The following is a 23,385-nucleotide window of genomic DNA, read 5'->3' as shown; positions in this document are numbered from 1 at the left end:
CCCCTAAACCTTGAACGCCTGCAATCGGTCCGTCAATTGGGCCGACGCCTGATCGATGCGCTGATTGATTGCCGAAATCGCCGCCGCACATTGAGAAATATCATCACTTAACCGATTAGTCTGCGAGACATGTCCATTCAACTCGCGCATCATGATGCCTTGTTGCTGCGAGGACGATGAAATCATCGTGTTGATCGAAATAATTCGCTCCACAGCGTCCTGCATCTTTTGCATTTGCACAACCACTTGCTTTGTGACGTTTCGACATGCATCACTACTTTCACGCGTTACAAAGAAATAGACTTCATGTGACCGACCCAATAAAAAAGCCCCTAAAATGTCAACGTCGTCATAGTTGTTATCCCCCGATAAACCAGACTCATTTTAGGAGCAAATAATCATGTAATGAATAGAACAACCCACAGGTTGGAACGTTCATTCCAACCTGTGTATTGCTATGCGGCGTTACCACCAAGCTTCGATTTGAACACCGTAGTTGATCGTGTCGTCACTCTTGCCGCTGTTAAACGTATTGTCGTTTTCATTGTCTTTGAAGTAGCTGGCAAAGAAGCGAATTTCTGGTCGAGCAAAGAAGGACTCACCCGCAGAGATGGCATGCGCGATGGTAAATTTGGTCCCACCAGATTTCTCTTCTGAGCCTGAATCCCAAGTTTTCTTCTGATCAAAATAGCCAACTTCGACCATAGTTTTGTTGTAAGGCGACCAGTTGTAGGTCGGACGGGCAACAAATGAGAACAGGTCTTCTTTGTCCAGCCAATCACCGTGATCTTGTGCATGGCCGTACGTCAGCACATGGTTGATCATGAAGTTGTCGGTGATTTTCACTTCACCCGTATTGATAAAGCGGAAGCCTTTCGCATCGCTCACATCGCCACTCCAAATATCATACCAACCCCCCCCTTGAGAAATGGCGTTCTGCGCTAAGCCTTTGTCCATGTATTGCAACACAACCTTGTTCCAACCCAAGGAGAAGCTTTGGCTTAGTTCTGCGGTTAACATCAGGCCATTCTTGAAGTCGTCCGTCAGCGACTCTTGATCATCGCTTGGGTTGACCACGGCGTAATCCAGACCAAACTCTGTCCACGCGCCTTCCCATGGGCTAAACCCGGCATAGCGTAAATCAAGGAAGTAGGAGTTCAGATCGCCGTAGCTGGTTTCATTGCCGCTGCTGTCCCAAGTCGAGAGCTCATTGTCAGCACGCACGACCGCGGCTGAAATGGCGCCAGTGCTGAGTTTAATATTCTCAATCCCCACACCGTAACCTGAAATATTCCAGTATTTGGTGTCAATGATGTGCAGATCGTGACGTTGGTAAAAACGTTTACCCGCCCAAATCACAGCATCTGGCGAGGCTGGAATATAACCTTTCGCCTGAATATTCAGCTGTTTGATGGCGAAATTGGCGCTGTCATCTTTCGATGTTTCAGATTCCAGATTTCCATCGGACGACATTTCAAACATACTTTCAAAGTACATCGAACGACCTTCCGCGTTGAATAACTCTTGTCCAAGTCCAATTTCAGAATAGGTATCGTACTCGTTACCCAGGCGACCTAGTTTTGTTTTGTTAAACTCATCGCCACCTTCAGTGCCACCGCCATCGGCACTTGCACCCAGACCTGCTCGGACATATCCGTGAAAATCAACAGCAGAAACTTGAGTAGCCAGTAAGGAGCCTAAAATTGCGACTGCCAATGTTGTCTTTTTCATTTTATTTCCCTTTTGTTTTTCGAGTTATTGGTTTGGGTAAATATGCCTGAGTACGGGATTCAGGCATGACTTACCCGTGAGACAAAATTTGCCTCATTGCCTTTTAAATCACTTCATGAATTTAAAATTTATTATTTACTTTTTATTTTTAATTACAGCGACCTGATATTCACTCAAAATAATTTCATGACCTATCGTTTCACCATTATTCATGTTCACCCATTGTCCTTTTGGTGATTGAATGACCCGTTGATCCGATAATAAATTCATCATAAATAGATATTGATAATCATCATCTTCTCTTGTTGTCACCGAAACACCATACGGAATGACGTCCAATGGCGTTTGAATATGATGCTGCGCCACCAAAGCTCGATAAAACGCGCGGTTAAATTCAACCTCCGTTCGCGCAGCAATATAATAGGCGCAGCCTTTCCCGTGCGTGTTTCGCGTCAGCATTGGTTTGCCAGTAAACATATCCGATGTGAAATGCGCTAAAACGTCCGCCGTTTCTGCATGGATATGCTCCATCAAATGCTTGGCTGTAAACACGCCATCCAATTGGAACTGGGGTGTGGAAGACGCCGCAAAGGCGACTCGCTCTTCATCGTAGAGTGAATCAATCTCTTCCGCCCAAATGCCCAGCGTACGACGCAGTGGACTATGTTCACCGCCCGGGAAACCACCTAAGAAGCAGAGATCGTTTTCATCTACAATCCCACTCCAGTAAGTTGCGACCAAGGTACCACCTTGTTCAACAAACGCTTCTAGACGTTCCGCCACCCCCGGTTTAACGAGATACAGCATTGGCGCCACCACCACTTGATAGGGCGAGAAATCACTCAGTTGCTCAATGATGTCGCAGTTGATGCCTTGTTCCCAGAACCCGCGATAGTGATCGCATACGGTTTGTTCATAATGCATGCCCTGATTGCGTGGGCCGGAAGCGTCATCCAACGCCCAGCGGTTTTCCCAATCAAAAATGATGGCAACATCCGCTTTCGACCCTGTGCCAGCAACGTCATTGATGCGCATCAGGTACTCACCGACTGCCGTCACTTCTTTGCCAGTACGGGTGTCGGCATGCCCCACATGATCGATGACCGCACCATGGAATTTTTCGACTGAGCCCCGGCTCTTTCGCCATTGGAAATACTGCACCGAATCAGAGCCGTGTGCGACCGCTTGCAGCGATGACAACAGGTGCATGCCATTACGTTTGAGCTTGGTGATCGGCTGCCAGTTGGTTTGACTGGGTGTCGATTCCATTAACAGAAATGGCTGCTGCTTCAAGGTGCGCATCAAGTCGTGGTACATCGCGGTATAACACGCCAGCGCCACCTCATCGTGGTCACGATGCCACAGCGGATAGCTGTCCCAAGAGATCACATCAATCGCTTTGGCGAGCTCCCAGTAGTTGTAGTCATAGAAGTATTCCATGAAGTTGGCAGTGGTCGGCAACGCCGGATTCACAGCTTTTAATGGCGCAATTTCATGTTGGCAGAAGTTCGACACGCGATCGGTACAGAAACGCTTCCAATCGAGCTTCAAACCATGCACCGAGTTTTCACCAATCGGTGATGGCGACTCAATCTGCTCCCAACTTGAATAGTTGTGGCTCCAAAATGTGCTCCACCACTGCTTGTTCAACTTGTCCAGCGATTGATATTTGGCTTTGAGCCATACACGGAATTCGTCTTGGCAATAGTGACAATGGCAATCTCCTCCGTACTCGTTTGAGACGTGCCAACCAATCACCGCCGGATGATGACTGTAACGTTCCGCCAGCTTGGTGTTGATGATCGCCACTTTATTGCGATAGTTCGGCGAGCTGTAACAGTGGTTATGACGTTCACCATGCAACTGCTTCACTCGCTGACTGTTCACACGTAGCACGTCTGGATAACGTTGCGACAACCAAGCGGGACGAGCGCCACTTGGGGTGGCCAGAAAGACCGAGATGTCATTCTCTGCCAAGCGGTCAAGGACGTTATCCAACCATTCAAACTGGAACTCCCCCTCCGTCGGTTCCAGTGCAGACCAACTAAAAATACCGACCGACATAACATTGCAGCGGGTTTGCTTCATCAATTCGATGTCTTTGGCCAGAATGTCAGGTCGATCTAACCATTGTTCAGGGTTGTAATCTGCACCATGCAGCAGCCCTTTTATCTTGGGAATCACAAAATTTTTATTAGTCATTATTTGCCTTTAAATACTTTCAGTGACGGTAAAGCGTTACCTTCAAAATCAAACAGCGCCTGGTTTTCCCATGAGTTCCCCATGTCCCATTTATCGCCGCTGTAGTCCATCCCCGCTTCAGTCGACCATGTGGCGCCATCAATCGGTAACCAAGCGGGCTCCCAGTAGTAGATTCCCAAACCTTTTTGATCAGGCAGAGCATTCATCAACGTCATGATGTCTGAAAGGTAATGCGCCTGACCGTTCACGCTAACCTCGTAGCCTTCAATTGGCCCGGATTCTGAGTAACCATTTGGCAATGCGTCGCCATTTTTGCTGGTGAACGGAAACGAGGTTTCAACCAACACAATCGGTTTGTGATAACGATTGATGACATCGTTCATGTTGGCTTTCACTTTGGCGATCGGCCCGTGCCACCATGGGTAGTACGACATGCCAATCACATCAAATGCCACGTTGCGTTTGGTGATCTCATCGAACCACCAGCGGAATAAACCGTTGTCGCCCGCTTCTGCTAAATGCAGCATGATCTGAATATCTTTACCGCCGGCGTTGTCATGCACGGCTTGAATGCCAGACTTGAGCAATACCGCGAGACGATCGAACTCTTTCCCATCTTGGCCCCAACTTTTACCGTCGGGCCACAACATGCCGCCATTGAGCTCATTGCCCACCTGCACCATGTCTGGCACGACTCCCGCTTTGAGATGCGCTTGCATGACAGCGGCCGTGTAGTCATATACTTTTTGGTTCAGTGCATCAAAACTGAGGTTGTCCCACGCTTTGGGCTTTTGCTGTTTCTTCGGATCGGCCCAAAAATCGCTGTAATGAATGTCGAGCAAGAACGTCATGCCATTTTCCTGAGCGCGTTTGCCCAGCTCAATCGAACGCTCAAGCGTATTATTACCGCCGCCGTAAACTTGGCCATCAACTGAAGCAGGATCAACCCACACGCGTGCACGAATCGAATTCACGCCGTTGTCTTTTAGAATTTGAACCAAATCTTCTTGTGTGCCATTTTGATAATATTTACCACCCAACTTTTCAATTTCAGGCAACATGGAAATATCCATACCGCGAATAAAGTCGGCGCGTAATTCAGGTGCAGTCATCTCCACAGTCGATTGCGTTGACGAGCTATTTGGCGTCGTCGTCATGGATTGATTGGCGGTTTGACAGCCAGCAAGCGCCACTGCCGCACTGATCAGTGCAACCTTAAATTTGATAGTCATCGTGTTCCCTCTTCGATTAGCCTTTGGTACTACCGGCAGTTAGGCCAGACACAAAATATTTTTGTAGCGATAAATAGAGCAACGCGACAGGAATGGAGATCAGCACCGCACCCGCTGCGTAAGTGGTATAACTTGCGCCCATTTTCTCTACCACCAAGTTATATAAACCGATCGGTAAGGTGTAATTTTCTGGTGTTCTTAATATCGTGGTTGCCAGAATAAAATCCCCCAATGGACCGGTGAAAGAAAATAAAGCAACCACCGCGATAATTGGCTTGGAAATTGGCAATATAATTTCAAGAAAAATTCGAATATTACTGGCGCCATCCATTTTCGCTGATTCATCCAAATCTTTCGGAATCGCATCCAGATAACCTTTCATCAAATAGGTATTCATCGGAATCATGCCGCCGACATACACCAACACCAACGCAAGATGGCTGTTAATGAGGCCCAGCATCTGCGCCAGGACAAAAATGGCAATCAATGCGGAAAATTGCGGAATCATCTGTAACAACAGGAACAGCATCAACCCATTCTTACGCCCTTTAAAGCGAAAACGTGAGAACGCATACGAGGTACATGACACGCTGACCAGCGTTAACACCATAGTTAAGAAACTGATTTTTAAGCTGTTCCAAAACCAAGTCAGATACGCCACTTTGTCATTAGCAAACAGTGTTGCGTAGTGACTCCACGTCGGGTTATCGGGAAAAATCGATTCACCCATGATGCTGTTGCCCGGATAGAACGACGCACCAACCGTCCACACCAACGGATAGATAATGATGATGGAGACCGCGGCGATCAGCAGGTAACTGAGCGTCAGACGAATGCGATTACTGCGCTTAATACTCATCATTTATCTCGTCTCCTCTTTGAATGAATTCGTCATGCGGAATTGCCACAGTGCGATCCCCACCACGAAGATAGACAACAGCAGTGTAATCGCCGAGGCGATGCCATATTGCGACGAAGACATGGTCAGTTTGTATATCCATGACACCAGAATATCCGTGCCCCCGGCGTTACTGCCAATCACTGCAGGGCCACCGTTATTAAACAGATAAATGATATTGAAGTTATTGAAGTTAAAGGTGTATTGCGTGATCAATATCGGCGCAATCGAGTACAACACCAGCGGCAACGTAATGGTTTTGAGTTGCTGAAATTTACTTGCGCCATCCATGGTCGCCGCTTCATACAAATCATTTGGAATGGCTTGCAATACTCCTGTGGTCATTGCAAATACAAACGGGAAACCCAACCAAGTTTGAATCGCGATCAACGCCACTTTGGTCCAGAACGGATCGGTGAGCCATGCTTTGGGTTCGATACCAAAGAAATCCAAAATCACGTTGTTGATCACACCAAAACTGTCGTTGAACATCCCGGTGAAAATCAGAATGGTAACAAAGCCAGGAACCGCCCATGGAAGAATGAAAATCGTACGAATCAACGGTTTGAATTTGAGGTCCTTTTGATTCACTAAAATCGCGAGTAACACGCCAACGGTGCACTGCAACGTTGAAGCCAATAACGTCCACACAATGGTCCACTGCAGCACATCAAAGAACGTGTTGCGCCATAGGTTGATCTGGAAAATATTAAAGAAATTTTTCAACCCAACCCAATCGACCAGTTTTGCTGGCGGGGAGTTGTACAAGTTGTAATTGGTAAACCCAATGGCAAAGCCGAAAATAATCGGAAAGACAACGACAAAAACCAACAAAATAAACCCGGGGCTAATCATCAAATAAGGAAAGCCCGCATTGATCACGTTGCGATATTGAACACGTAGAGAGTTCAGTGGCTTGCCTTCATCCAGTAATTTCCCGTTTTGAAACGCGTCATTCATACTCAATGCGTAGACGACGAGCCCAAAGCACATCACTAATAATGCAATCACCCCTTCCGCCAATAAAAAGACCGAATTGTCTTGCGGAAGGTTTTCCCCCAGAGTGCGAATTCCCCACATGCCGTGGGCAATAAAATCGCGGCTAACGCCATAAAAACTTACTAAAAGAACAAAAAACAGAGCACCTTTCACGAACTGACGGTTATAAAACTGACCAAAGCCAGGAATTATCGCCAGTACCAAGGCGGTAAACCGCTGAGAACGGTAGAACGCGGTATCGGGCTCCATGTGTTCACTCATGTCAGACATCACTTACAACTCCATATCGGAAACCATCTTGCTTGATGCTCCTGCTCCATGGACGAAGCAGGAGAACGTCATCAAACGCGATGTATCATTCACGCCATCGAATTATTGACCCATCATTGCGTGGTTGGCTTCAATTTGCATGTTGATGCTCTCGACTGCGGCATCCAACGCGCCTTTTGGATCTTGTTTATTGGTCGCGATAAGTTGCAGCGCACTGTTCGCAGGGCCCCAAACTTCGTTCATTTCAGGAATAGAAGGCATCGATGTGGAGTGAATAGATTGCATCGCGACTGCGCGCGCACCTGGATCATTTTTAATCACCGGATCATCCACCAGCTTGGTCACGGCCGGTACTTCACCCGTCAATTCAAAGCGATGTTTCGCGTTGTCGTAGTTATTGATGAATTCAATAAACTCCTGCGCCAATGCTTTGTTTTTAGAGAAGGTCGAGATGCTATAACTCTTCACCCCCATAAACGATCCCATCGGTTCACCCGACGGCAGTTTAGGCAGTGGCGCAACACCGTAGTTGATGCCGGCTTCTTTATAAGGTTGCAGTGACCAAGGACCCGTTTGAACGATGGCCGCTTTATTTGAGGTAAACAAGGAATCAATCGCGTTCAGACCATTGTTGCCAATAATGCCGGTTGGAAACACTTTCGATTGATAGAATTTTTGAATGTATGACGCACCTTCAACGGCGCCAGGGTTGTTGAGCAGCACTCGGTTTGAGTCATATGAGCCATCTGCTTTCTTGGCAAAAACGTCACCGCCCATGCCATTTAAAATACCGTAGGTGTAATACAGCTCATCCCATTTTGCTAATAAGCCATATTTACCCTCTTCTCGAAACTTCTTCGATAATTCGAATATTTCATCGAGCGTGTCGGGCAACTCTGGAATAAGGTCTTTGTTATAGACCATAAATACAGTTTCCACAGATTTAGGTAAACCATACAACACACCATTATAAGTCAACGCATCAATCGAAGATTGGCTGAATGTATTGATGACTTCTGGTTTAGATTGAATTGGCGCAAGTAATCCTTGAATCACAGCACCGCCAATTTGGTCATGTGGAATCAGAATAACATCCGGGCCCGTACCTGCTGGGCCATCCATGCGCAGGGATTCAACTTGGCCACCATAAGGCATTTCAAGCACTTGCACCTTCACATCATGTTGTTTTTCGAATGCGGCAACCGCATCAGCGTTCCCAAACGCTTTTTGAATATCTTCCCAAACTAATAAGGATTGCTGAGCGAATGCCAGTGGAGAACATAGCAATGCAGTCGTCGCAGCAAGGATATTTATATTTTTACTAAATTTTTTACTGTCCATAAATTTTCTCGCCTTATTTTTATTAGTAGAAATAAAATTTATGGTGCAAATATGCTTTATTGTGTTATTTTTTCCCATACAGGTGATTCATTGATGTGATTTAAATCACTAACCGTGACAAGCATTGTGATTAATCAAACATGTGAAAAATAAAATTTACTAAATAAAAACGAATTTGATCACATCATCTTATTTAATTTTTATCCAATTATAAGGAATTCAACATGTCTTCTATTCTGCTATCCAATGTCGTTAAACGTTTTGGCAATGTCCAAACCATCCATGATGTGAATCTTTCTATTGATGAAGGCGAATTTGTGGTGTTTGTCGGCCCATCGGGCTGTGGGAAATCTACGTTGCTAAGAATGATCGCTGGCTTGGAAGATATCAGCGGTGGTGATATTTCTATTGCTGGCAATATCGTCAACGATACGCCACCTTCAGAACGAGGCGTCGCCATGGTGTTTCAATCCTACGCACTCTACCCGCACATGACGGTGGCGGAAAACATGGGATATTCACTGAAAGTAAACAAAGTTCCGAAAGAAGAGCGTGAGAAAAAAGTCCAACTGGTAAGCAAAGCATTACAGTTAGAAAGCTTGCTCGATCGCAAGCCCGCTCAACTCTCGGGTGGCCAGCGCCAGCGTGTCGCGATTGGCCGCGCGATCGTCCGCGACCCGAAGGTGTTTCTGTTTGACGAACCGTTGTCCAACCTCGACGCGGAACTGCGTGTCGATATGCGCCTACACATTGCCAAACTTCATCAAGAGCTGAAATCGACCATGGTGTACGTCACACACGATCAAGTCGAAGCGATGACGTTGGCTGATAAAATTGTCGTGCTTCGTGATGGCCAAGTCGAGCAAGTGGGGTCACCCATGGATCTCTATCATCGTCCGAAAAACAAATTCGTCGCGGGCTTTATTGGCTCTCCTAAAATGAACTTCTTGCCTTGCACCGTGGTGGCGCAAGATGACATCAGCTTAACCGTCAAACTGGCGCTGGGTCAGCAGTTGACCCTGCCAATTGCCACCGCCCGCCTACCACACGGCGCTGAATTAACCTTAGGGGTCAGACCGGAGCACCTCTCCACCGAACCCGATGCCGTCCAGCTTGATTTCCAGTGTGAAGTGGTTGAACGATTGGGGGGCATGACTTACGTATTTGGTCAATGTGGTGGCGTGGATGATTTTAAATATTTGCTGCATGGTGACACACAAACTAAGCCACGCGAAGCGGTATCCTTGTACACGTCTGTAACGTGTTTGCATATTTTTGAACCGGATGGAAATGCCATTCAATTCAATGCGGTAGACTCTACGCATTAAAGAATCGTTGACCAAGGAACGCCGGAGCGTTCCTTGGTCTTCCCTCTTGCAGTCAAATAAAGCAGGTGATCACCTTGGCGACTCTGAAAGATATCGCACAACGCGCTAACATATCGACGTCTACTATATCTCGCTTCTTAAATGACGATCCGACGTTATCTGTCAGTGACAAGAAAAAACAGGCCATACTCGAAGCCGTCGAAGCCTTGGGTTATACATCGCCGAAACGCAGTAAAAAACAATTCGACCATAAACCGGTGGCCGCAGAAACATTCGACCGCGCCATGAGCCACGAAGTGCTCATGATTAATTTTCTGACCCCGACCCAAGAAATCGATGATCCATATTTCACATCGATTCGAGCCGGTATTCAAAACCGATGTTTGGAAAAGGGCGTGACATTGCGAACGCTGCATCTTCATCAAGTGGATGCCAATTTAACCTTGATGAAAAATGCCGAAGCGGTCATTGCGGTCGGCCATTTTTCACCAAGTGAAACCGAGTATCTCTATCGCAATAACAAAAATCTTATTTTCGTGGATTCTAATCCGTTGGGGTTGAAAACCGATGCCGTACTGATCGACCGAATGGCACTGGCGACAGACGTCATGGCGTACATTTTGAAAAGCGATTGCAAACGCCCGGCCTTTATTGGCAATAACGAAGCACGCTTGCACGCCTTTCGCGAAGTAACGCGTTCACGGGGGTTATATCAGGAAAAATTCTGCAAAGTGAGCAAAGAGTACTGCATTGAATCTGGTTATCAGGCCATGAAAGACATGCTGCGCTACGACGAATTACCCGACGTTGTGTATGCCGCTACCGATATGGTTGCTGTCGGCGTCTATCGCGCCATTTATGAGCATGAACTGTCGATCCCCGATGACATTCAAGTGATCGGCACCAACGACATCTCATCAGCTCGACACATGAGCCCAAGCCTCACCACCATGCGCTTATTCCCATTTGAAATGGGCGAAGCGGCCATTGATATGTTTATTGAAAAAACACAAGGCAGAAAATATAAGAAAAACATTTTCTTTAACCACGAATTCGTGTGGCGAGATAGTTTTAAAATGAATTAAACTTAACCGTGATTTCGTATTCACGATAATACGAAATCACGATTCCCATCTCAAATAGAAATATAATTAAATCGTTGAATATTGACACCCATAACGATTTATTAAGTAAATTTAATGATTCAAGTATTCTCGCTATCAAACGGGAATTCCCATTCTCTTATTTATACACTTTCTTATTTATGATCCGCGGAACAATCACCAGCTCACTTGATCCGCTGATGATCGCCGTGCTGCGCCATCACATCAGGCTTTTGGAGGTTGGCGCAGTGCGTGTCAAACAATTGAAACCACTGATGGATACCGCGTTAACCGCCAGTTAATTGATGGATGGAGATTGTTTCAACTTCGCGATTTCGGTTTCGATGCAACTATCTTTTATCTAATTTTTGTTTGAGTCTTTGTTATGTGACTGTGGCGGACGATTTTTATCGTGCAACCCTTTACAATCCATATGCACTCCGTGCGATAAAATAAAAAGGGAAAAACATGAAGACGCTTATCTACGAAGCTTTGATTAGCCTTGCTAGCCAAGAACCGGAACAACACGCCCAGATTCGCCAAGATCTTTACGAGCAATTGGATTTGCCGTTTGATAAGCAACTGGCGCTGTATTCATGTGCTCTTGGTCCTGCTAGCTCAGGAAAACTTGAGAGTCCTGAAGGCATCAATAACGCTGTGGATCGCGCGGTTAAACTCCTGGAAACACCAGAGCACTAATCGAGTCCACCTCTCATTCACGGCCCAATCCCCCAGGGCCGTTTTTGTATCTGACGTTTCACAATGTCATAAGCTCAATGGTTCGAAACCGAATATCCCCCGCTTCCAGCGACAACCCTCTTCCCGTTAAAACTTCCAGCGCAAACTCAAGTTATACACCGCTTTTGAAAACCGCTCATTATGCTCATGTCGGCGGTGCGGATCTGTGGGTGGAGAGCATCCAATCGTCCTCGTCCGGGTTGATTCTATAACGGCCAGCTTTATCTCGATGCGTTTGCAGACACAATGAGCGAATGATAAGTATTTTCAACTGTGGTACATTAGCGGCACGTGCATGGAAACGAGCAGAAAGAATCAATGAATAGCAAGAAAGCACTGAAAAAATTAAAAAAAGCCGTCATCAACGGTCAACTGAGCGGTTCCAAAAAACAACTCCGCGCATTGGAGAAGCAGCCTGGCGCTCATCGCCCGTCGACGCAACATGCCACATCAGGCAACCAACCGAGGCTCACGGAAGAAGTCAAAACGGTTGCAAACCAAGCACTAATGCAAGCGGCGAATGAACTCATCGCGCCGCTCAACCCGCTGCTTTCTTGGTTTGGCGGCATCAACGTGAGTGGCGGCGTGACATCGGCATCGCCTCGCAGCAAGGTGTCTGCTATCAAACAATCGGCGAATGATGCGTCCCCCATCTTTGCAATCAAATCAGTCGGCCATTTGCCGCTTAAATCCCCGCCATGCAAGCGCTGCCCGGCACTCTCAAACGGCATCTGTAAGTGCGCCGCGAAAAAATTTAGTCTCAGTGCGTAAAACGATTCAAACTTGCTCCGCTCGATCAAAAAAGGCCCAACCGATGTCGGTTGGGCCTTTTGGTGTCCGCTTGGCACACGTCACGCTAAATTCATCACGGTTCGACTAATCGTCGGCCCCACTAAGCGCGTCAACGCGATGCCCGTTAATCCTTTCACTAAACTCTTTGTGCCCGTCACCATCGCTTTTTCAATAAACGAGGGAGTCTCACTACTTTGTGTCCAATGATGGCTTTCTAATATTTCTAATAGGCTTTCACAATCAAGCTCTGCATGATCAAAACAGATCGCAACAGAACCCGCATATTTTTGATGTTTAATTGAGCGAATCGCGTCAATATCTTTCAACTGATCAATCAACTCGCCCACTTCGTTTGGATTATTTTTAATGTAGTCAGAACGAACCCTAAGCCTCTGATTTGTTTTATGAATATAAGTGTTCATATTAACGCCAATCCAAATGATAACAATTATTATTTTCAACGTTAGCATCAAAATTGATTTAGCGCAAAGCATTTGTAGTTAATTGCCCCTCGCTGCGAATTGTTCGCTGAGATAACAAGAAGTTACCTTATAATTTTTTTATGAAATCGTACGTTGATCAGGCCTTAAAACTAAGAAAATGGGTATCGATTGGCCACCATATCCCAGGAAGAGTAAGACTCAAATACAAGCTTGGTATTGTGGCGCATCTGGCGAAGTTCCGTGCTGGCGACATCGAACAAGCCATCGCTTCGATTCCAGCGTTTAAGCACTATCAGTTGAACAATGTGACGGGCAGTATCCTCATTGAATACGATGCTGCAACCATCAACCCTCAGTCCATTGAGGCATTGTTTTCGGAGTCTGACCAAGTCGCAGAACAGGCGTGTTACGCCATCGCTGAGCAATTAGACCTAAATGGAGAACGGTCATGAGTGACTCATTGAACAATGCAAATCCATACGAAGCCTATGTGAGGGCAATGATGGCGATGCAGCAGGAGATGATGAATGCGTATATGACAAGCATTCAAAACGGCGAGCAGCCCCCGATGATGCCGCCTCAAATGAACATGATGCCCGCGTTCCCCCATCCTGCATTTTGTCATCCTTATCAAATGCCACCGATGGGCACGCCATTTCCCCCGCACATGATGCCGCCACCGCCAAGTTGGCCACATCCGGGCATGACACAATCCCCTTCTCAACCTCAACACCCACCACAACCGCCTGAAACATCAGAAAGCGATCCATTATTCGAGCAGGCACAAGCGATGCTCGACGGCGCTCTCGGTGAAGAAGCGGGTATGTTTAAAGAGATATTAGGAACTTTCGGTATGAACGATAAAGAGTTTTGGAAAGGCGCTATGGTCGGCGCAGCGGCTGCACTTCTATTAAGCAATGAGAACGTGCGTGGCAAACTCATGGGTTTAGTCTCCGGCGCGGGAGACCTACTTAAATCTGGCGGTTCGAGCGTCAAAGAAGGCGCGGTGCATACAGCAAGCGCGGTGAAAGACAATGTGTCGACAGGCAGCGAGATTTTCAAAGACACCTATGCGGCAGGTAAACAAGGCTTCAAAGAGTCCGTGAAGCGACATCAAATCGAGACGCGCGCCGAGGATGCACCGGGGGAAGATACCCAAGGTGACGACAGCCAACGCACGCTCAAAGAACATGAGTAACTCAGCCAATAAACTCAGTTCTGCCAATCGCGCCATGATCGTTGGTGCGATTGCAGGGGGTAGCGCCACCATCGCCAGCCAGTGGAAAGAGCACAAAGCGGGCCATATCGAGACTCAGGATATGGCCGCGAATGCAGCGAAATCAGCGCTAAAAACGGCGGCCATTGCGGGCGTCACCACCTATGTCGCAGAACAAATGGCCGGACGCCCTGCGCTTTCTCTGCTGACCATTCTCAGCGTCGGCGCAGCGGGTCTTTACCTGATGGATCAAGTTTCGGAATCTAAAGATGAACAATAACAACCCCTATTACGGTTACCCTTATTACGGCTATCCTCAACAACCCAACCCAGCGGCCGATCCACAGCAACCGCAACAGACACCAGAACAACCCTACCAAAAGCAAAACACCAAAACCCATTTTATGATGGGCTTGGCAGCCGGTGCCGCCGTCGCTTACTTGTTGACCAATAAGAAATTTCAACAAGGTGTCGCGACCACAGGTGAAAAAGCATGGTCAGCCGTTCGAGGTGAAGTTGAAGAGCTAAAAGAGCGCTTGGAAGATACACAAGCCGAGCTGGAATACTACCGTAACTTATGTAAAGGCGAAGAATGATCGCGATTCTGGTCAAGCACCATTTCCCTGGCCGGATCCGTTTCAAAGCACCTGCGCTGAGACATCATCAAGATGTGGGGACTTGGATTGAATCCAGCCTCATGGCTATTCAAGGCATCAGCGCGGTGCGCGTCAACGAATCGGCTCAGTCGGTTGTGGTGGAATATGACACCCAATTGCTGCAAGCAAACATCGTGGAAGCGCGTTTAAACCAACTTGACTTGAACGAAGCGACACAAGAAAAGACCGAACACAAATTTACGCGTGGCGATGTCGCATTAAACGTCATCGGCACCATCGCGGCAGCATTATTGCCCAATAAATGGGGCGCGCTGTCCACAGCCACCTTGATTGCACCGACCCTGTTTGAAGGTATCAACGATCTCCGAGACAAAACGGTTTCGGTGGAAGTGTTGGATGCAATTGCCGTGGGGCTATCAGCCTGGCGCGGGGATTATCGTACGGCGATGATGACGCAAAGTCTCATCAGCTTAGGCGAATATATGGAACAAAAAACTTGCCGAAATAGCGATCAACTGTTGGCTGATTTAATGCGGCCTCAAGAATCGATCGTATGGCGAGTGGATGGCACAGAGCGCACACAAGTCAATTCATCAACCTTAACCGTTGGCGATATCATTGAGCTCGCTCCCGGCGTCTCGATTCCGGTCGACGGCACCATCGTCAAAGGTGCGGCGCTGATCAATCAATCTTCGTTGACTGGGGAAAACGTCCCAGTGCGTCGTGAACAAAGCGCTGTCGTGTACTCTGGGACCAGTGTGCATGAAGGCACCATTCAGGTTCGTGTCGACAAAGTGGGTAGCGAAGCCACCACGGCAAAAATTGCCAAGCTGATTTATGACTCGCTCAGTGAAAAGAGTGAAATTCAACAAGTCACGCAAGACATGGCGAACCGCCGCGTGAAAATCACCTTGGGTATTGGGGCGGCCGTATTTGCCTTAACACAAGACTTAAACCGCGTTGCCTCGGTGTTCTTGGTTGACTACTCATGTGCGTTGAAACTCAGCACACCGGTCACATTCAAATCCATCATGTACCGCGCAGCGCAGCAAGGAATCTTGTTCAAGGGCGGCAGTGCGATAGAGAAACTCGTCAACGTCGATACCTGCGTCTTTGACAAAACGGGAACCCTGACGCACGGAGATATGCAAGTCACTGATGTGATTCCATTGTGTGACACCAACTCTGCGCGCGACTTACTCGCCATTGCCGCGTCTGTCGAAGAGCACAGCAACCATCCCTTGTCTCAAGCGGTGGTCAACGCAGCGAAACACAACCAACTGCCACATATCGAGCACGGCGAAGTTGAGTACGTGATTGCCCATGGTCTCAAAAGCACCATGAATGACCACGAACTGGTGATGGGCAGCCGACACTTCTTAGAAGTGCACGAGCAGGTCGATTTCACACCCTTTGAGGCGGTGATCGAAAGCTACGAAGCACAAGGGCGCCATTTGGTGTTCATCTCCCATCAAAACCGACTGATTGGCATGATTGGCTTGCGCGATCACCTGCGGGAAGATGCGCGGGACACTTTAAACGCCCTGCGCCAATTTGGGGTCAAAGAGCTGATCATGATCACCGGAGACAGCCAATATAAGGCCAATATTCTCGCAGATGAGTTGAAGTTAGACCGCGTCTTTGCCGAAGCCGTGCCTGCCGAGAAATCCACCATCGTCGAAGCGCTTCAATCCGAGGGGCGTACCGTGATGTTTGTGGGGGATGGTGTGAATGATGCGCCCGCACTGACCATTGCAGACGTTGGCATTGCGATGGGACGCGGCACCGAGTTGGCTCGCCAAGTCGCCGATGTCGTGCTCTTGCGCGATCAACTCTACGGGCTTGCTGAAGCGCGAGAGCTGGCCAATATTGCGATGAGCGTGATTAACTCCAACATCAAAATTGCTGAATACGTCAATAGCGGCATCATGTTGGCAGCTGCGCTGGGGTGGCTCAATCCGACGATGAGCGCCCTTCTCCACAACGGGACGACGCTCTCCATTCTCAGCCGTTCTGCGCGCCTCAAGTACAAGTAAGCGCTGCTCGCTCAGTTGACAACTCAGTTGATTCGACAACACGTTCGATGGCGATTTAGAAAAAAAAAGGCCACCTTGGGAGCAAGGTGGCTAAGGAGACTATAAAAAGCCTAACAAGAACGAGAATGTATCGATCTTATTAATGCCATTTGCGTGCCAACTTTTGAAATTAATTTAAGTTATTGATTTTAAATAGAAACAATTTTTCAACGCAAAATAGAGTGATGACTCCAAAGGGGTAGCCGACCCAAAATTGTGCTCTATGCACCAAAATTAGTCGAAAATTAGGTAAGGTTTACCTTCAACTTCGACGCGCTTCACAGAAGTTTCAAACACTTGAGCCAGATGTTGCTCCGTGAGCACGTTTTGTGGCGTGTCGACGCAGTGCACGATGCCTTGACTCAGCAACAACACTTGATCGGCATGACGCAGAGAACGGTTGAGATCGTGATTGGCCATGATCACCGTGATGCCCTGCTTGGACACCTGCTGAATCAACGCATACAACAGCCCTTCTTGCGCGATATCTAACGGCGCAGCCGGTTCATCGAGAATCAGTAGTTTGGCGTAAGGGTTGAGCGATGGCCAAATTTGCAAACAACTGCCCGCAAGACGCACGCGTTGCCATTCGCCGCCCGATAAATGATGGATGGAACGATGCAGCTTGTCTTTAATGTTGAGCAGCGTGGTGATTTGGCGGATGGCCAAATTGACCTCATCTCCCTTTTCCGCCGCGCAGGCAGGCAACGACAACGCGAGATATTGAAACACATCCAGATTGAATGCGGGCTTTTCGCTCTGCGACAAATAAGCACGATGCAGCGCCAACTCACTCAACGTGGCAGTACGCACATCCACGTCGCCGATCTGAATGTCGCCCTCACTGTCTAAAACGCCCGAAAGCGCGGCCAGTAAGGTGCTTTTACCACTGCCATTTGGACCAACCACATGCAAGATTTCGCCCGGCTTGCAGGTGAACGACAATGGCAATAGGCGTGATTCGACACGCAAGCTGTTAATGCGAATCATGGCTCTTTACCAACATCCAGATAAAAATAGGCGCGCCGAGCGTGGTGGTCACCACCCCCAGTGGCAGCTCTGCTGAATCTAACGCAAGCCGCGCAATGGTATCTGCAAAGACCAAGAGCAGTGCGCCACAAATGGCAGACAGTGGCAGCAACATGCGGTTTTCTGTCCCCAGAGCCAAGCGCAGCAAATGCGGTACCACTAAGCCGACAAAACCAATCACGCCACCCAGTGCCACAGCCGCACCTACCAGCACCGACACCGCGAGGATCAGTTTCCAGCGCAGGGCGATCACATCCACCCCCAGCTGTTTGGCGTGGGTTTCACCGAGCATTAATTTATCCAGTGTTCTGCCTTGCATCACCAGCCACACCATCACGGGAATGGCGACAAGCGACAACGTGTGTTGATACCAACTTGCCCCGCCGATACTGCCCATCAGCCAATACATCAGTTGGCGCAAGCTCAAATCATCACTGAAATAGAATGCCCACGTCACGACCGACCCAGACAAGATCCCCAGCGCCACTCCCACCAACAACAAGCGCGTGGTCGTCAGGTGCATCGCTTTGGCAATTGAAACCAGCAGCAACGTAAATACCAGCGATCCGGCAATCGCCGAGAGCATAAACCCGACTGGGGTTGCAGCGGCTGGAAAGAAAAACAGCAAAATCACCATCGCCACGCTAGCCCCACCGGAAATGCCAATGATTCCGGGCTCTGCAAGCACGTTCCCAAGCAAGACTTGCAGCGTTGCGCCAGACACCGCCAGTGCGGCACCAATCACAATCGCGGCCAACAAACGAGGCAAACGTAGTTCGACCACCAATTGCTGTTCGAGCGGAGAAAGGGGTGAGAAAGGCGAGATAAAGATTTCGCCGACCATCACATAGGCGGCACTGGCTACCCCAAGTAAAACCAACATGATGAGCGCAGCGCGCTGCCAACGGCGCTGTTTTTGTAATAGAAGCTGACTAAAATCCATGCAGTACTCAGGTTAATGAACGGCGCCAGAAAGAAGATTGGCCTAACCATAACGTTAAGCCAATCAAATAGAAAGTGTTAGTTGCCCCGCATCACTGGGGTTGCGCAGACCTTAATCGTAGACCAGTTGATCGTCTTCGTAGCGTGTATCCACGGTGCAGACCATCAACGCTGCGCGCTGACCAATGGCGACATGTCGATTCGGAAACACAATCGCCTCGCCTTCATTTTTCGCCATCAACGGCTTGTCGCCATCGTGACCAAACACTTCGCCATGCATAAACGAAGTAAAGTTTTCGACGTCGTCGTCAAAGCGGAAATCAAAATCGTCATGCAAACGCACAATGGTGCGACTGACGCGGTACATAATGGTTTTTTTCGACAGGTGTTCACAGGCACTACGCGCCACCAGATTGTGCAGCGCCAAATCAAAGGCCACCAGACGTTTGAGGTTGTTTTCACCCAGACGAGCCACCTGCCCCAGCTCCATCGTTAACGCTTGGGCGCCAAAGTGCTCGGCGCTATACCAACTAAATGTGCTCGAAGGCGCGTTGGACAGCATCACCGCTTCCACGTGTGCTGCTTCAACAAAATCCATCAGCGCGTGGCTGCGCACAGCGTGACGCGCTTTAGGACTGACGGCGAATGAATAATGTTTGGATTGGCGAATCGCGCAATGCAGATCCAGATGCCAACGCGACAACATCGGCGTTTCTGCATAGAAGTCTTGCACATGAATTTTAAGCCGGTCGGCAATCGCCAGCTCTTCACTCGAATCGTGCGGCTTGTCATCAAACAGGCGATTCAGGTTCACATCGATAAAGCGGGTATGTTGATTGGTCGCTTTCGGATGCGCAATGATCAGCAGCAAGCGTTCTTGAACCGGTTGGAAGCCAGAAATGATGTCATCCACCAGCTTGTCCACCAACTCCATCGGCGCCGTTTCGTCACCATGAATACCACAGGAAATGACAATATGACGGGTTGATTCGTCCTGCGCCGCTGGCAGCACTTCTAACACACCGCGATCGTGCAATTTCAGTGTGATACCCGCTGCGGTTTGTATTTCTCCGCGCGTCACAGATTGCTCGAGATCTAAACTGTCAAAAAGAAAAGATTGGCGAAAGAGGGACTTCGTCATGCGCTACTCCTTTATTGCACAGCGGCTATGTTAAAGAATTGTACTGCCAAATTATGTTGGAACGATCCCACTTATCAAGACCAGTCCAACCCAACTCACAAGGGAAATATTTGCCGTACGACACCCTTTAACTCACGCGCCCACCATCATGTTTAAGTACTGATGGATGAATCGATAACTAACGGCGGATTCTACCACTAACCACTTCAGATACTCTATATTCAATTAGTTCAGTGGCTTATCTTTGAGTTCAATTCCGATATTCCTCACACTCACAAATGGCGTCGGCGCGGGAAAAATGTCCAATTGCGTTAACGTTTGATTGCCAATGGCCAACGACGAATACCAACGCGGATTGCGCCAATCGGTGTGCAGCACATGCGCCAGTAACAAACGAATCGTGCCGCCATGCGTGATGATCAAAGTGTTGTCCGGGCATGACGGCAACCTGCGCTGCCACGCTTGCGTGACGCGCTGATAGCAATCCGCCAACCGTTCTGCGCCGGGCAATGGCTGTTCTGCCGGAGACTGCCAAAATGCTTCAAGCATCGCCCAATGAGGCGCCAACGCGTCAAAGGGTTGTCCGTCGAACTCGCCAAAGTGCATTTCACGAAAATCGGATTCAATGGCCACCGTCAGCGATGGGTTGAGCGCTTGCAGTTTGTGCGCTAAATCGGCGCAGCGACGCAGCGGAGAGGTGATGATGTGCGTAAAGCCGTGCGAGTTGAGTAACTGCGCCAGTTCATCTTGCACTTCATCAGCCACTGCAATATCGGTTGAACCGTTGAGCGCGGCCGGCCCCAGCGTTTTGGCGTGCCGCAACAAAAAGACGCGCTTCATCGTTGTCTCTTGACTCATCGCTGGCTCTTGATTCATGGGCTCCTCTTGAGTCATCGGCTTCCCTTGATTCATAGATTCCCCTTGAGCGCCAGCGGCAAGCCCGCCGCAATGAGCGTCACGCTGTCGGCGTGTCGTGCAATCGCTTGATTCATCCACCCTGCGTGATCAACAAACAAACGCGACACTTCCCCCATCGGCACCACCCCAAGGCCAACTTCGTTTGAGACGAGCAGCACCGTGGCTTGCGTTTCAACCAATGCGTCTGTCAGCGCGGTAACGCGTGCTTCAATCGCCTGCGCATCAAGCGTTTCGCCATGGTTATAAATCACATTGTTGAGCCACAACGTGAGGCAATCAACCAACACCACATCGCGACGTGTGAATTGAGCCAAGGTTTCCGCCAGCGCGATGGGCGCTTCATGTTCACACCACGCATCGCCGCGCTGCGCCTGATGATGCAAAATGCGTTGCTGCATTTCGTCATCAAACGCAATCGCCGTCGCAACATAATGGCGTTGACTCGCGCCAAGCGCAGCAAACTGCTTCGCTTTTTGTTCCGCAAAACTCGATTTACCGCTGCGCGCGCCCCCCAAGATCAAATGAATGCTCATCCCACCAGCCCTCCGCTAACCGTAATGCCAGTGTGCAAGTAAGCCAGCAGCAACAAATAGAGACTCAGTTCGACAATTTGTTGCGTGCCGCCCAAACAATCGCCAGTAAAACCGCCCAAGCGTTTCATCAGCCACTGTTTGAGCGCAACGCGAATCACCACGCACAGCGCAATGGCGCCGACCCAAACGTAGGCGCTGAACCAAAGACAAGGAATTAGCCCCGTCACCAATAAGATCAGTAGTTCACGGCGGCTTTGACGACTCGCCAGCGGCTTGGATTTGCTGCTATCGGGGTCAGAGACATAAGGCATGTCATAAATCAGTGAAGCTGCGACTGCGCGGCTTAGGGTGTAACCCAACAGCCAAACGCTCACAAGCGACATCTGCTCCGCCAATGCACTCAAAAACAGAAATTTACCCAGCAGCGTCATCACCAGTGCCGACGCACCATACGTACCAATGCGGCTGTCTTTCATGATGATCAAGCGACGCTCGACGGTCATGCCACCGCCGATGCCATCTGCCATGTCCGTTAAGCCATCTTCATGAAACGCTCCAGTCAGCAGCAAGCTCACGACCATCGTCAAAAAAACGCTGATCGCCGGCGAAAACAGATGACTCAGCAGCACGTACACCAGCGCGCAAATACCACCCAATAACACGCCCACCAGCGCAAAATAACGGCCCGCTTGATTCATACGTTCACTGCTATAAGGCAATGACGCCGGTACCGGCAAGCGTGAGAAAAAGCTCACCGCCAGTAAAAAGAGCTGCCATTGATACAAAAGCGACGCAGGCATTACACCGTCACTCCCGCTTCGGCAAAACTTGCCATGGTGTTATAAAACTCCGCCGCAGCACGCAGTAGCGGGACGGCCAAGACCGCGCCGGTTCCTTCGCCAAGGCGCAATCCCAAATCCAGCAGCGGCTCAGCGTCTAACAAATCCAGAACTGCGCGATGACCCGATTCGTGTGAGCGATGCGCAAAAATCATGACATCACGCGCCTTCGGCTCCAGCAATGTGGCCACATACGCTGCGACCGTCACGATAAAACCATCGACCAGCACAGGCGTATTACGGCGTGATGCGCCCAAGAACGCGCCCACCATTTGGACGATTTCAAAGCCGCCCACTTCCGCCAATATAGCTTCCACATCAAGGCCGTCGCAGCGCGCAACCGCCTGCGCCACCAACTGACGTTTTTTCTCAAACTGCTGCTCAGAAATCCCGGTTCCCATCCCCACACATTGCTCAGCAGACAACCCACTCAGCGCCGCCAGCAACGCCGCCGCACTGCTGGTATTGGCAATCCCCATTTCACCAAACATCACCAGATTGGACCCGCCATCAATGACGCGTTCGGTCAGAGCCTGCCCCAGCGCCAGCCCTTGCGTGACCTGCTCAGCGCTCATTGCCGCTTGATGGGCAAAGTTTTCGGTGCGCTCCCCTAAACGCTGCACCACGAAGTCCGGATGTTGCGCGTCGATGGGCAGCAGAATACCGGTATCCACTACTTTCATCGCCACTTGGTTGGCACGACAAAAACAGTTGATGGCGGCACCACCAGCGAGGAAATTGAGCACCATTTGCTGCGTCACCGCACTCGGCGCAATGCTGACGCCTTCATCGGCGATGCCATGATCGCCCGCAAACACCAACACCGTTGGTTGCTCTATCGCAATGTGCGTGACGGCGCTGCTTTGGCCTTGGCTTTGAATCAAGGCCAATTGATAAGCCACCTGCTCCAGTTGTCCTAAAGCACCAAGCGGCTTGGTTTTTTGGTCGATACGCTGCGTGATGGCATCGTGGAATGAACGGTCTAACATGAAAATGTC

At 49.2% G+C, this 23,385-nt stretch carries 25 protein-coding genes; 10 read left to right on the top strand and 15 right to left on the bottom strand.

The window, feature by feature from the left end; all coding sequences use genetic code 11:
• Window positions 1-3 precede the first annotated feature (3 nt).
• The 7 genes from ACS18Q_RS06300 to ACS18Q_RS06270 all read right to left on the bottom strand — a co-directional run bounded on the left by ACS18Q_RS06300 (window position 4) and on the right by ACS18Q_RS06270 (window position 8,751).
• On the bottom strand, window positions 4-234 hold the full coding sequence (locus ACS18Q_RS06300) for a hypothetical protein (protein ID WP_143679074.1): 231 nt from the start codon (window positions 232-234) through the stop codon (window positions 4-6).
• Window positions 235-465: 231 nt separating this feature from the next.
• Window positions 466-1,731, bottom strand: coding sequence for a maltoporin (locus ACS18Q_RS06295; RefSeq protein WP_441257547.1), 1,266 nt, complete (start codon window positions 1,729-1,731; stop codon window positions 466-468).
• A gap of 135 nt (window positions 1,732-1,866) precedes the next feature.
• Window positions 1,867-3,933 carry a beta-galactosidase gene (locus ACS18Q_RS06290; RefSeq protein WP_441257546.1) on the bottom strand — a complete coding sequence of 689 codons (2,067 nt, stop codon included), beginning with the start codon at window positions 3,931-3,933 and terminating at the stop codon, window positions 1,867-1,869.
• Window positions 3,933-5,165, bottom strand: coding sequence for a glycoside hydrolase family 53 protein (locus ACS18Q_RS06285; protein ID WP_014205200.1), 1,233 nt, complete (start codon window positions 5,163-5,165; stop codon window positions 3,933-3,935). Before ACS18Q_RS06285 ends, ACS18Q_RS06290 begins: the two co-directional genes overlap by 1 nt.
• Before the next feature lie 16 nt (window positions 5,166-5,181).
• Complete coding sequence (locus tag ACS18Q_RS06280; protein WP_020327503.1) at window positions 5,182-6,027, bottom strand: sugar ABC transporter permease; 846 nt, start codon at window positions 6,025-6,027, stop codon at window positions 5,182-5,184.
• Window positions 6,028-7,332, bottom strand: coding sequence for a carbohydrate ABC transporter permease (locus ACS18Q_RS06275; RefSeq protein ID WP_275138681.1), 1,305 nt, complete (start codon window positions 7,330-7,332; stop codon window positions 6,028-6,030).
• Window positions 7,333-7,434: 102 nt separating this feature from the next.
• Window positions 7,435-8,751, bottom strand: coding sequence for an extracellular solute-binding protein (locus tag ACS18Q_RS06270; RefSeq protein WP_232281694.1), 1,317 nt, complete (start codon window positions 8,749-8,751; stop codon window positions 7,435-7,437).
• Window positions 8,752-8,897: 146 nt separating this feature from the next.
• On the opposite strand from ACS18Q_RS06270, the gene ACS18Q_RS06265 reads away from it, so the two are divergent.
• The 5 genes from ACS18Q_RS06265 (at window position 8,898) to ACS18Q_RS06245 (ending at window position 12,613) form a co-directional block, all read left to right on the top strand.
• Window positions 8,898-10,001: an ABC transporter ATP-binding protein gene (locus tag ACS18Q_RS06265; protein ID WP_004726163.1), complete on the top strand. Its 1,104-nt coding sequence runs from the start codon at window positions 8,898-8,900 to the stop codon at window positions 9,999-10,001.
• A gap of 65 nt (window positions 10,002-10,066) precedes the next feature.
• Window positions 10,067-11,086 carry a LacI family DNA-binding transcriptional regulator gene (locus ACS18Q_RS06260; protein ID WP_158165197.1) on the top strand — a complete coding sequence of 340 codons (1,020 nt, stop codon included), beginning with the start codon at window positions 10,067-10,069 and terminating at the stop codon, window positions 11,084-11,086.
• A 74-nt stretch (window positions 11,087-11,160) separates the two neighbouring features.
• Window positions 11,161-11,406: a hypothetical protein gene (locus ACS18Q_RS06255; RefSeq protein ID WP_441257545.1), complete on the top strand. Its 246-nt coding sequence runs from the start codon at window positions 11,161-11,163 to the stop codon at window positions 11,404-11,406.
• A gap of 166 nt (window positions 11,407-11,572) precedes the next feature.
• Window positions 11,573-11,803 carry a PAS factor family protein gene (locus tag ACS18Q_RS06250; protein ID WP_004726165.1) on the top strand — a complete coding sequence of 77 codons (231 nt, stop codon included), beginning with the start codon at window positions 11,573-11,575 and terminating at the stop codon, window positions 11,801-11,803.
• A 357-nt stretch (window positions 11,804-12,160) separates the two neighbouring features.
• Window positions 12,161-12,613: a hypothetical protein gene (locus ACS18Q_RS06245; RefSeq protein ID WP_441257544.1), complete on the top strand. Its 453-nt coding sequence runs from the start codon at window positions 12,161-12,163 to the stop codon at window positions 12,611-12,613.
• Between the two features lie 80 nt (window positions 12,614-12,693).
• Here ACS18Q_RS06245 and ACS18Q_RS06240 read toward each other — a convergent pair whose 3' ends face one another.
• The gene (locus ACS18Q_RS06240) at window positions 12,694-13,056 is read right to left on the bottom strand and encodes an HMA2 domain-containing protein (protein WP_014205206.1); all 363 of its coding nucleotides are present in this window, start codon (window positions 13,054-13,056) and stop codon (window positions 12,694-12,696) included.
• A gap of 140 nt (window positions 13,057-13,196) precedes the next feature.
• Here ACS18Q_RS06240 and ACS18Q_RS06235 point away from each other — a divergent pair, with 140 nt between their 5' ends.
• Genes ACS18Q_RS06235 through ACS18Q_RS06215 form a run of 5 tightly spaced genes read left to right on the top strand, consistent with a single transcriptional unit; the run spans window position 13,197 to window position 16,946 of the window.
• Window positions 13,197-13,529: an HMA2 domain-containing protein gene (locus tag ACS18Q_RS06235; RefSeq protein WP_172475405.1), complete on the top strand. Its 333-nt coding sequence runs from the start codon at window positions 13,197-13,199 to the stop codon at window positions 13,527-13,529.
• Complete coding sequence (locus ACS18Q_RS06230) at window positions 13,526-14,275, top strand: YtxH domain-containing protein (protein ID WP_441257543.1); 750 nt, start codon at window positions 13,526-13,528, stop codon at window positions 14,273-14,275. The genes ACS18Q_RS06235 and ACS18Q_RS06230 overlap by 4 nt, the downstream gene beginning before the upstream one ends.
• Entirely contained in the window at window positions 14,268-14,573 is a 306-nt protein-coding gene (locus ACS18Q_RS06225) for a magnetosome protein MamC (protein WP_004726182.1), read from the top strand. Before ACS18Q_RS06230 ends, ACS18Q_RS06225 begins: the two co-directional genes overlap by 8 nt.
• A complete protein-coding gene (locus ACS18Q_RS06220) occupies window positions 14,563-14,889 on the top strand; it encodes a YtxH domain-containing protein (RefSeq protein ID WP_014205208.1) in 327 nt (108 codons plus the stop codon). Before ACS18Q_RS06225 ends, ACS18Q_RS06220 begins: the two co-directional genes overlap by 11 nt.
• On the top strand, window positions 14,886-16,946 hold the full coding sequence (locus tag ACS18Q_RS06215) for a heavy metal translocating P-type ATPase (RefSeq protein WP_143679091.1): 2,061 nt from the start codon (window positions 14,886-14,888) through the stop codon (window positions 16,944-16,946). Before ACS18Q_RS06220 ends, ACS18Q_RS06215 begins: the two co-directional genes overlap by 4 nt.
• A 273-nt stretch (window positions 16,947-17,219) precedes the next feature.
• Here ACS18Q_RS06215 and btuD read toward each other — a convergent pair whose 3' ends face one another.
• From btuD to cobT, 7 genes are all read right to left on the bottom strand, one after another.
• Window positions 17,220-17,975, bottom strand: coding sequence for a vitamin B12 ABC transporter ATP-binding protein BtuD (gene btuD, locus ACS18Q_RS06210; RefSeq protein ID WP_055466750.1), 756 nt, complete (start codon window positions 17,973-17,975; stop codon window positions 17,220-17,222).
• A complete protein-coding gene (btuC, locus tag ACS18Q_RS06205) occupies window positions 17,962-18,957 on the bottom strand; it encodes a vitamin B12 ABC transporter permease BtuC (protein WP_055466751.1) in 996 nt (331 codons plus the stop codon). The genes btuD and btuC overlap by 14 nt, the downstream gene beginning before the upstream one ends.
• A 111-nt stretch (window positions 18,958-19,068) precedes the next feature.
• Window positions 19,069-20,097, bottom strand: coding sequence for a succinylglutamate desuccinylase (locus ACS18Q_RS06200; protein WP_014205212.1), 1,029 nt, complete (start codon window positions 20,095-20,097; stop codon window positions 19,069-19,071).
• Between the two features lie 225 nt (window positions 20,098-20,322).
• Complete coding sequence (locus ACS18Q_RS06195) at window positions 20,323-20,937, bottom strand: histidine phosphatase family protein (RefSeq protein WP_412498451.1); 615 nt, start codon at window positions 20,935-20,937, stop codon at window positions 20,323-20,325.
• Between the two features lie 68 nt (window positions 20,938-21,005).
• Complete coding sequence (cobU, locus tag ACS18Q_RS06190; RefSeq protein WP_232658677.1) at window positions 21,006-21,548, bottom strand: bifunctional adenosylcobinamide kinase/adenosylcobinamide-phosphate guanylyltransferase; 543 nt, start codon at window positions 21,546-21,548, stop codon at window positions 21,006-21,008.
• Window positions 21,545-22,348 (bottom strand): adenosylcobinamide-GDP ribazoletransferase, encoded by an 804-nt coding sequence (locus ACS18Q_RS06185; RefSeq protein ID WP_441257542.1) that lies wholly within the window; start codon window positions 22,346-22,348, stop codon window positions 21,545-21,547. The genes cobU and ACS18Q_RS06185 overlap by 4 nt, the downstream gene beginning before the upstream one ends.
• Entirely contained in the window at window positions 22,348-23,376 is a 1,029-nt protein-coding gene (gene cobT / locus ACS18Q_RS06180; protein WP_055466755.1) for a nicotinate-nucleotide--dimethylbenzimidazole phosphoribosyltransferase, read from the bottom strand. The genes ACS18Q_RS06185 and cobT overlap by 1 nt, the downstream gene beginning before the upstream one ends.
• Window positions 23,377-23,385: the final 9 nt, after the last annotated feature.

The sequence above is a fragment of the Vibrio sp. Vf1514 genome (genome assembly GCF_052076135.1).
Lineage (GTDB): Bacteria > Pseudomonadota > Gammaproteobacteria > Enterobacterales > Vibrionaceae > Vibrio > Vibrio furnissii.
The sequence above is the reverse complement of the archived record's forward strand: the minus strand, read 5'-3'. Positions and strand labels throughout refer to the sequence as shown.

Bases quoted from the DNA above. Each gene is read 5' to 3' on its own strand.
- ACS18Q_RS06300 (WP_143679074.1), bottom strand. From the start codon at position 234: ATGCAAAAGATGCAGGACGCTGTGGAGCGAATTATTTCGATCAACACG.
- ACS18Q_RS06295 (WP_441257547.1), bottom strand. From the start codon at position 1,731: ATGAAAAAGACAACATTGGCAGTCGCAATTTTAGGCTCCTTACTGGCT.
- ACS18Q_RS06290 (WP_441257546.1), bottom strand. From the start codon at position 3,933: ATGACTAATAAAAATTTTGTGATTCCCAAGATAAAAGGGCTGCTGCAT.
- ACS18Q_RS06285 (WP_014205200.1), bottom strand. From the start codon at position 5,165: ATGACTATCAAATTTAAGGTTGCACTGATCAGTGCGGCAGTGGCGCTT.
- ACS18Q_RS06280 (WP_020327503.1), bottom strand. From the start codon at position 6,027: ATGATGAGTATTAAGCGCAGTAATCGCATTCGTCTGACGCTCAGTTAC.
- ACS18Q_RS06275 (WP_275138681.1), bottom strand. From the start codon at position 7,332: ATGTCTGACATGAGTGAACACATGGAGCCCGATACCGCGTTCTACCGT.
- ACS18Q_RS06270 (WP_232281694.1), bottom strand. From the start codon at position 8,751: ATGGGAAAAAATAACACAATAAAGCATATTTGCACCATAAATTTTATT.
- ACS18Q_RS06265 (WP_004726163.1), top strand. From the start codon at position 8,898: ATGTCTTCTATTCTGCTATCCAATGTCGTTAAACGTTTTGGCAATGTC.
- ACS18Q_RS06250 (WP_004726165.1), top strand. From the start codon at position 11,573: ATGAAGACGCTTATCTACGAAGCTTTGATTAGCCTTGCTAGCCAAGAA.
- ACS18Q_RS06245 (WP_441257544.1), top strand. From the start codon at position 12,161: ATGAATAGCAAGAAAGCACTGAAAAAATTAAAAAAAGCCGTCATCAAC.
- ACS18Q_RS06240 (WP_014205206.1), bottom strand. From the start codon at position 13,056: ATGAACACTTATATTCATAAAACAAATCAGAGGCTTAGGGTTCGTTCT.
- ACS18Q_RS06235 (WP_172475405.1), top strand. From the start codon at position 13,197: ATGAAATCGTACGTTGATCAGGCCTTAAAACTAAGAAAATGGGTATCG.
- ACS18Q_RS06230 (WP_441257543.1), top strand. From the start codon at position 13,526: ATGAGTGACTCATTGAACAATGCAAATCCATACGAAGCCTATGTGAGG.
- ACS18Q_RS06225 (WP_004726182.1), top strand. From the start codon at position 14,268: ATGAGTAACTCAGCCAATAAACTCAGTTCTGCCAATCGCGCCATGATC.
- ACS18Q_RS06220 (WP_014205208.1), top strand. From the start codon at position 14,563: ATGAACAATAACAACCCCTATTACGGTTACCCTTATTACGGCTATCCT.
- ACS18Q_RS06215 (WP_143679091.1), top strand. From the start codon at position 14,886: ATGATCGCGATTCTGGTCAAGCACCATTTCCCTGGCCGGATCCGTTTC.
- btuD (WP_055466750.1), bottom strand. From the start codon at position 17,975: ATGATTCGCATTAACAGCTTGCGTGTCGAATCACGCCTATTGCCATTG.
- btuC (WP_055466751.1), bottom strand. From the start codon at position 18,957: ATGGATTTTAGTCAGCTTCTATTACAAAAACAGCGCCGTTGGCAGCGC.
- ACS18Q_RS06200 (WP_014205212.1), bottom strand. From the start codon at position 20,097: ATGACGAAGTCCCTCTTTCGCCAATCTTTTCTTTTTGACAGTTTAGAT.
- ACS18Q_RS06195 (WP_412498451.1), bottom strand. From the start codon at position 20,937: ATGAAGCGCGTCTTTTTGTTGCGGCACGCCAAAACGCTGGGGCCGGCC.
- cobU (WP_232658677.1), bottom strand. From the start codon at position 21,548: ATGAGCATTCATTTGATCTTGGGGGGCGCGCGCAGCGGTAAATCGAGT.
- ACS18Q_RS06185 (WP_441257542.1), bottom strand. From the start codon at position 22,348: ATGCCTGCGTCGCTTTTGTATCAATGGCAGCTCTTTTTACTGGCGGTG.
- cobT (WP_055466755.1), bottom strand. From the start codon at position 23,376: ATGTTAGACCGTTCATTCCACGATGCCATCACGCAGCGTATCGACCAA.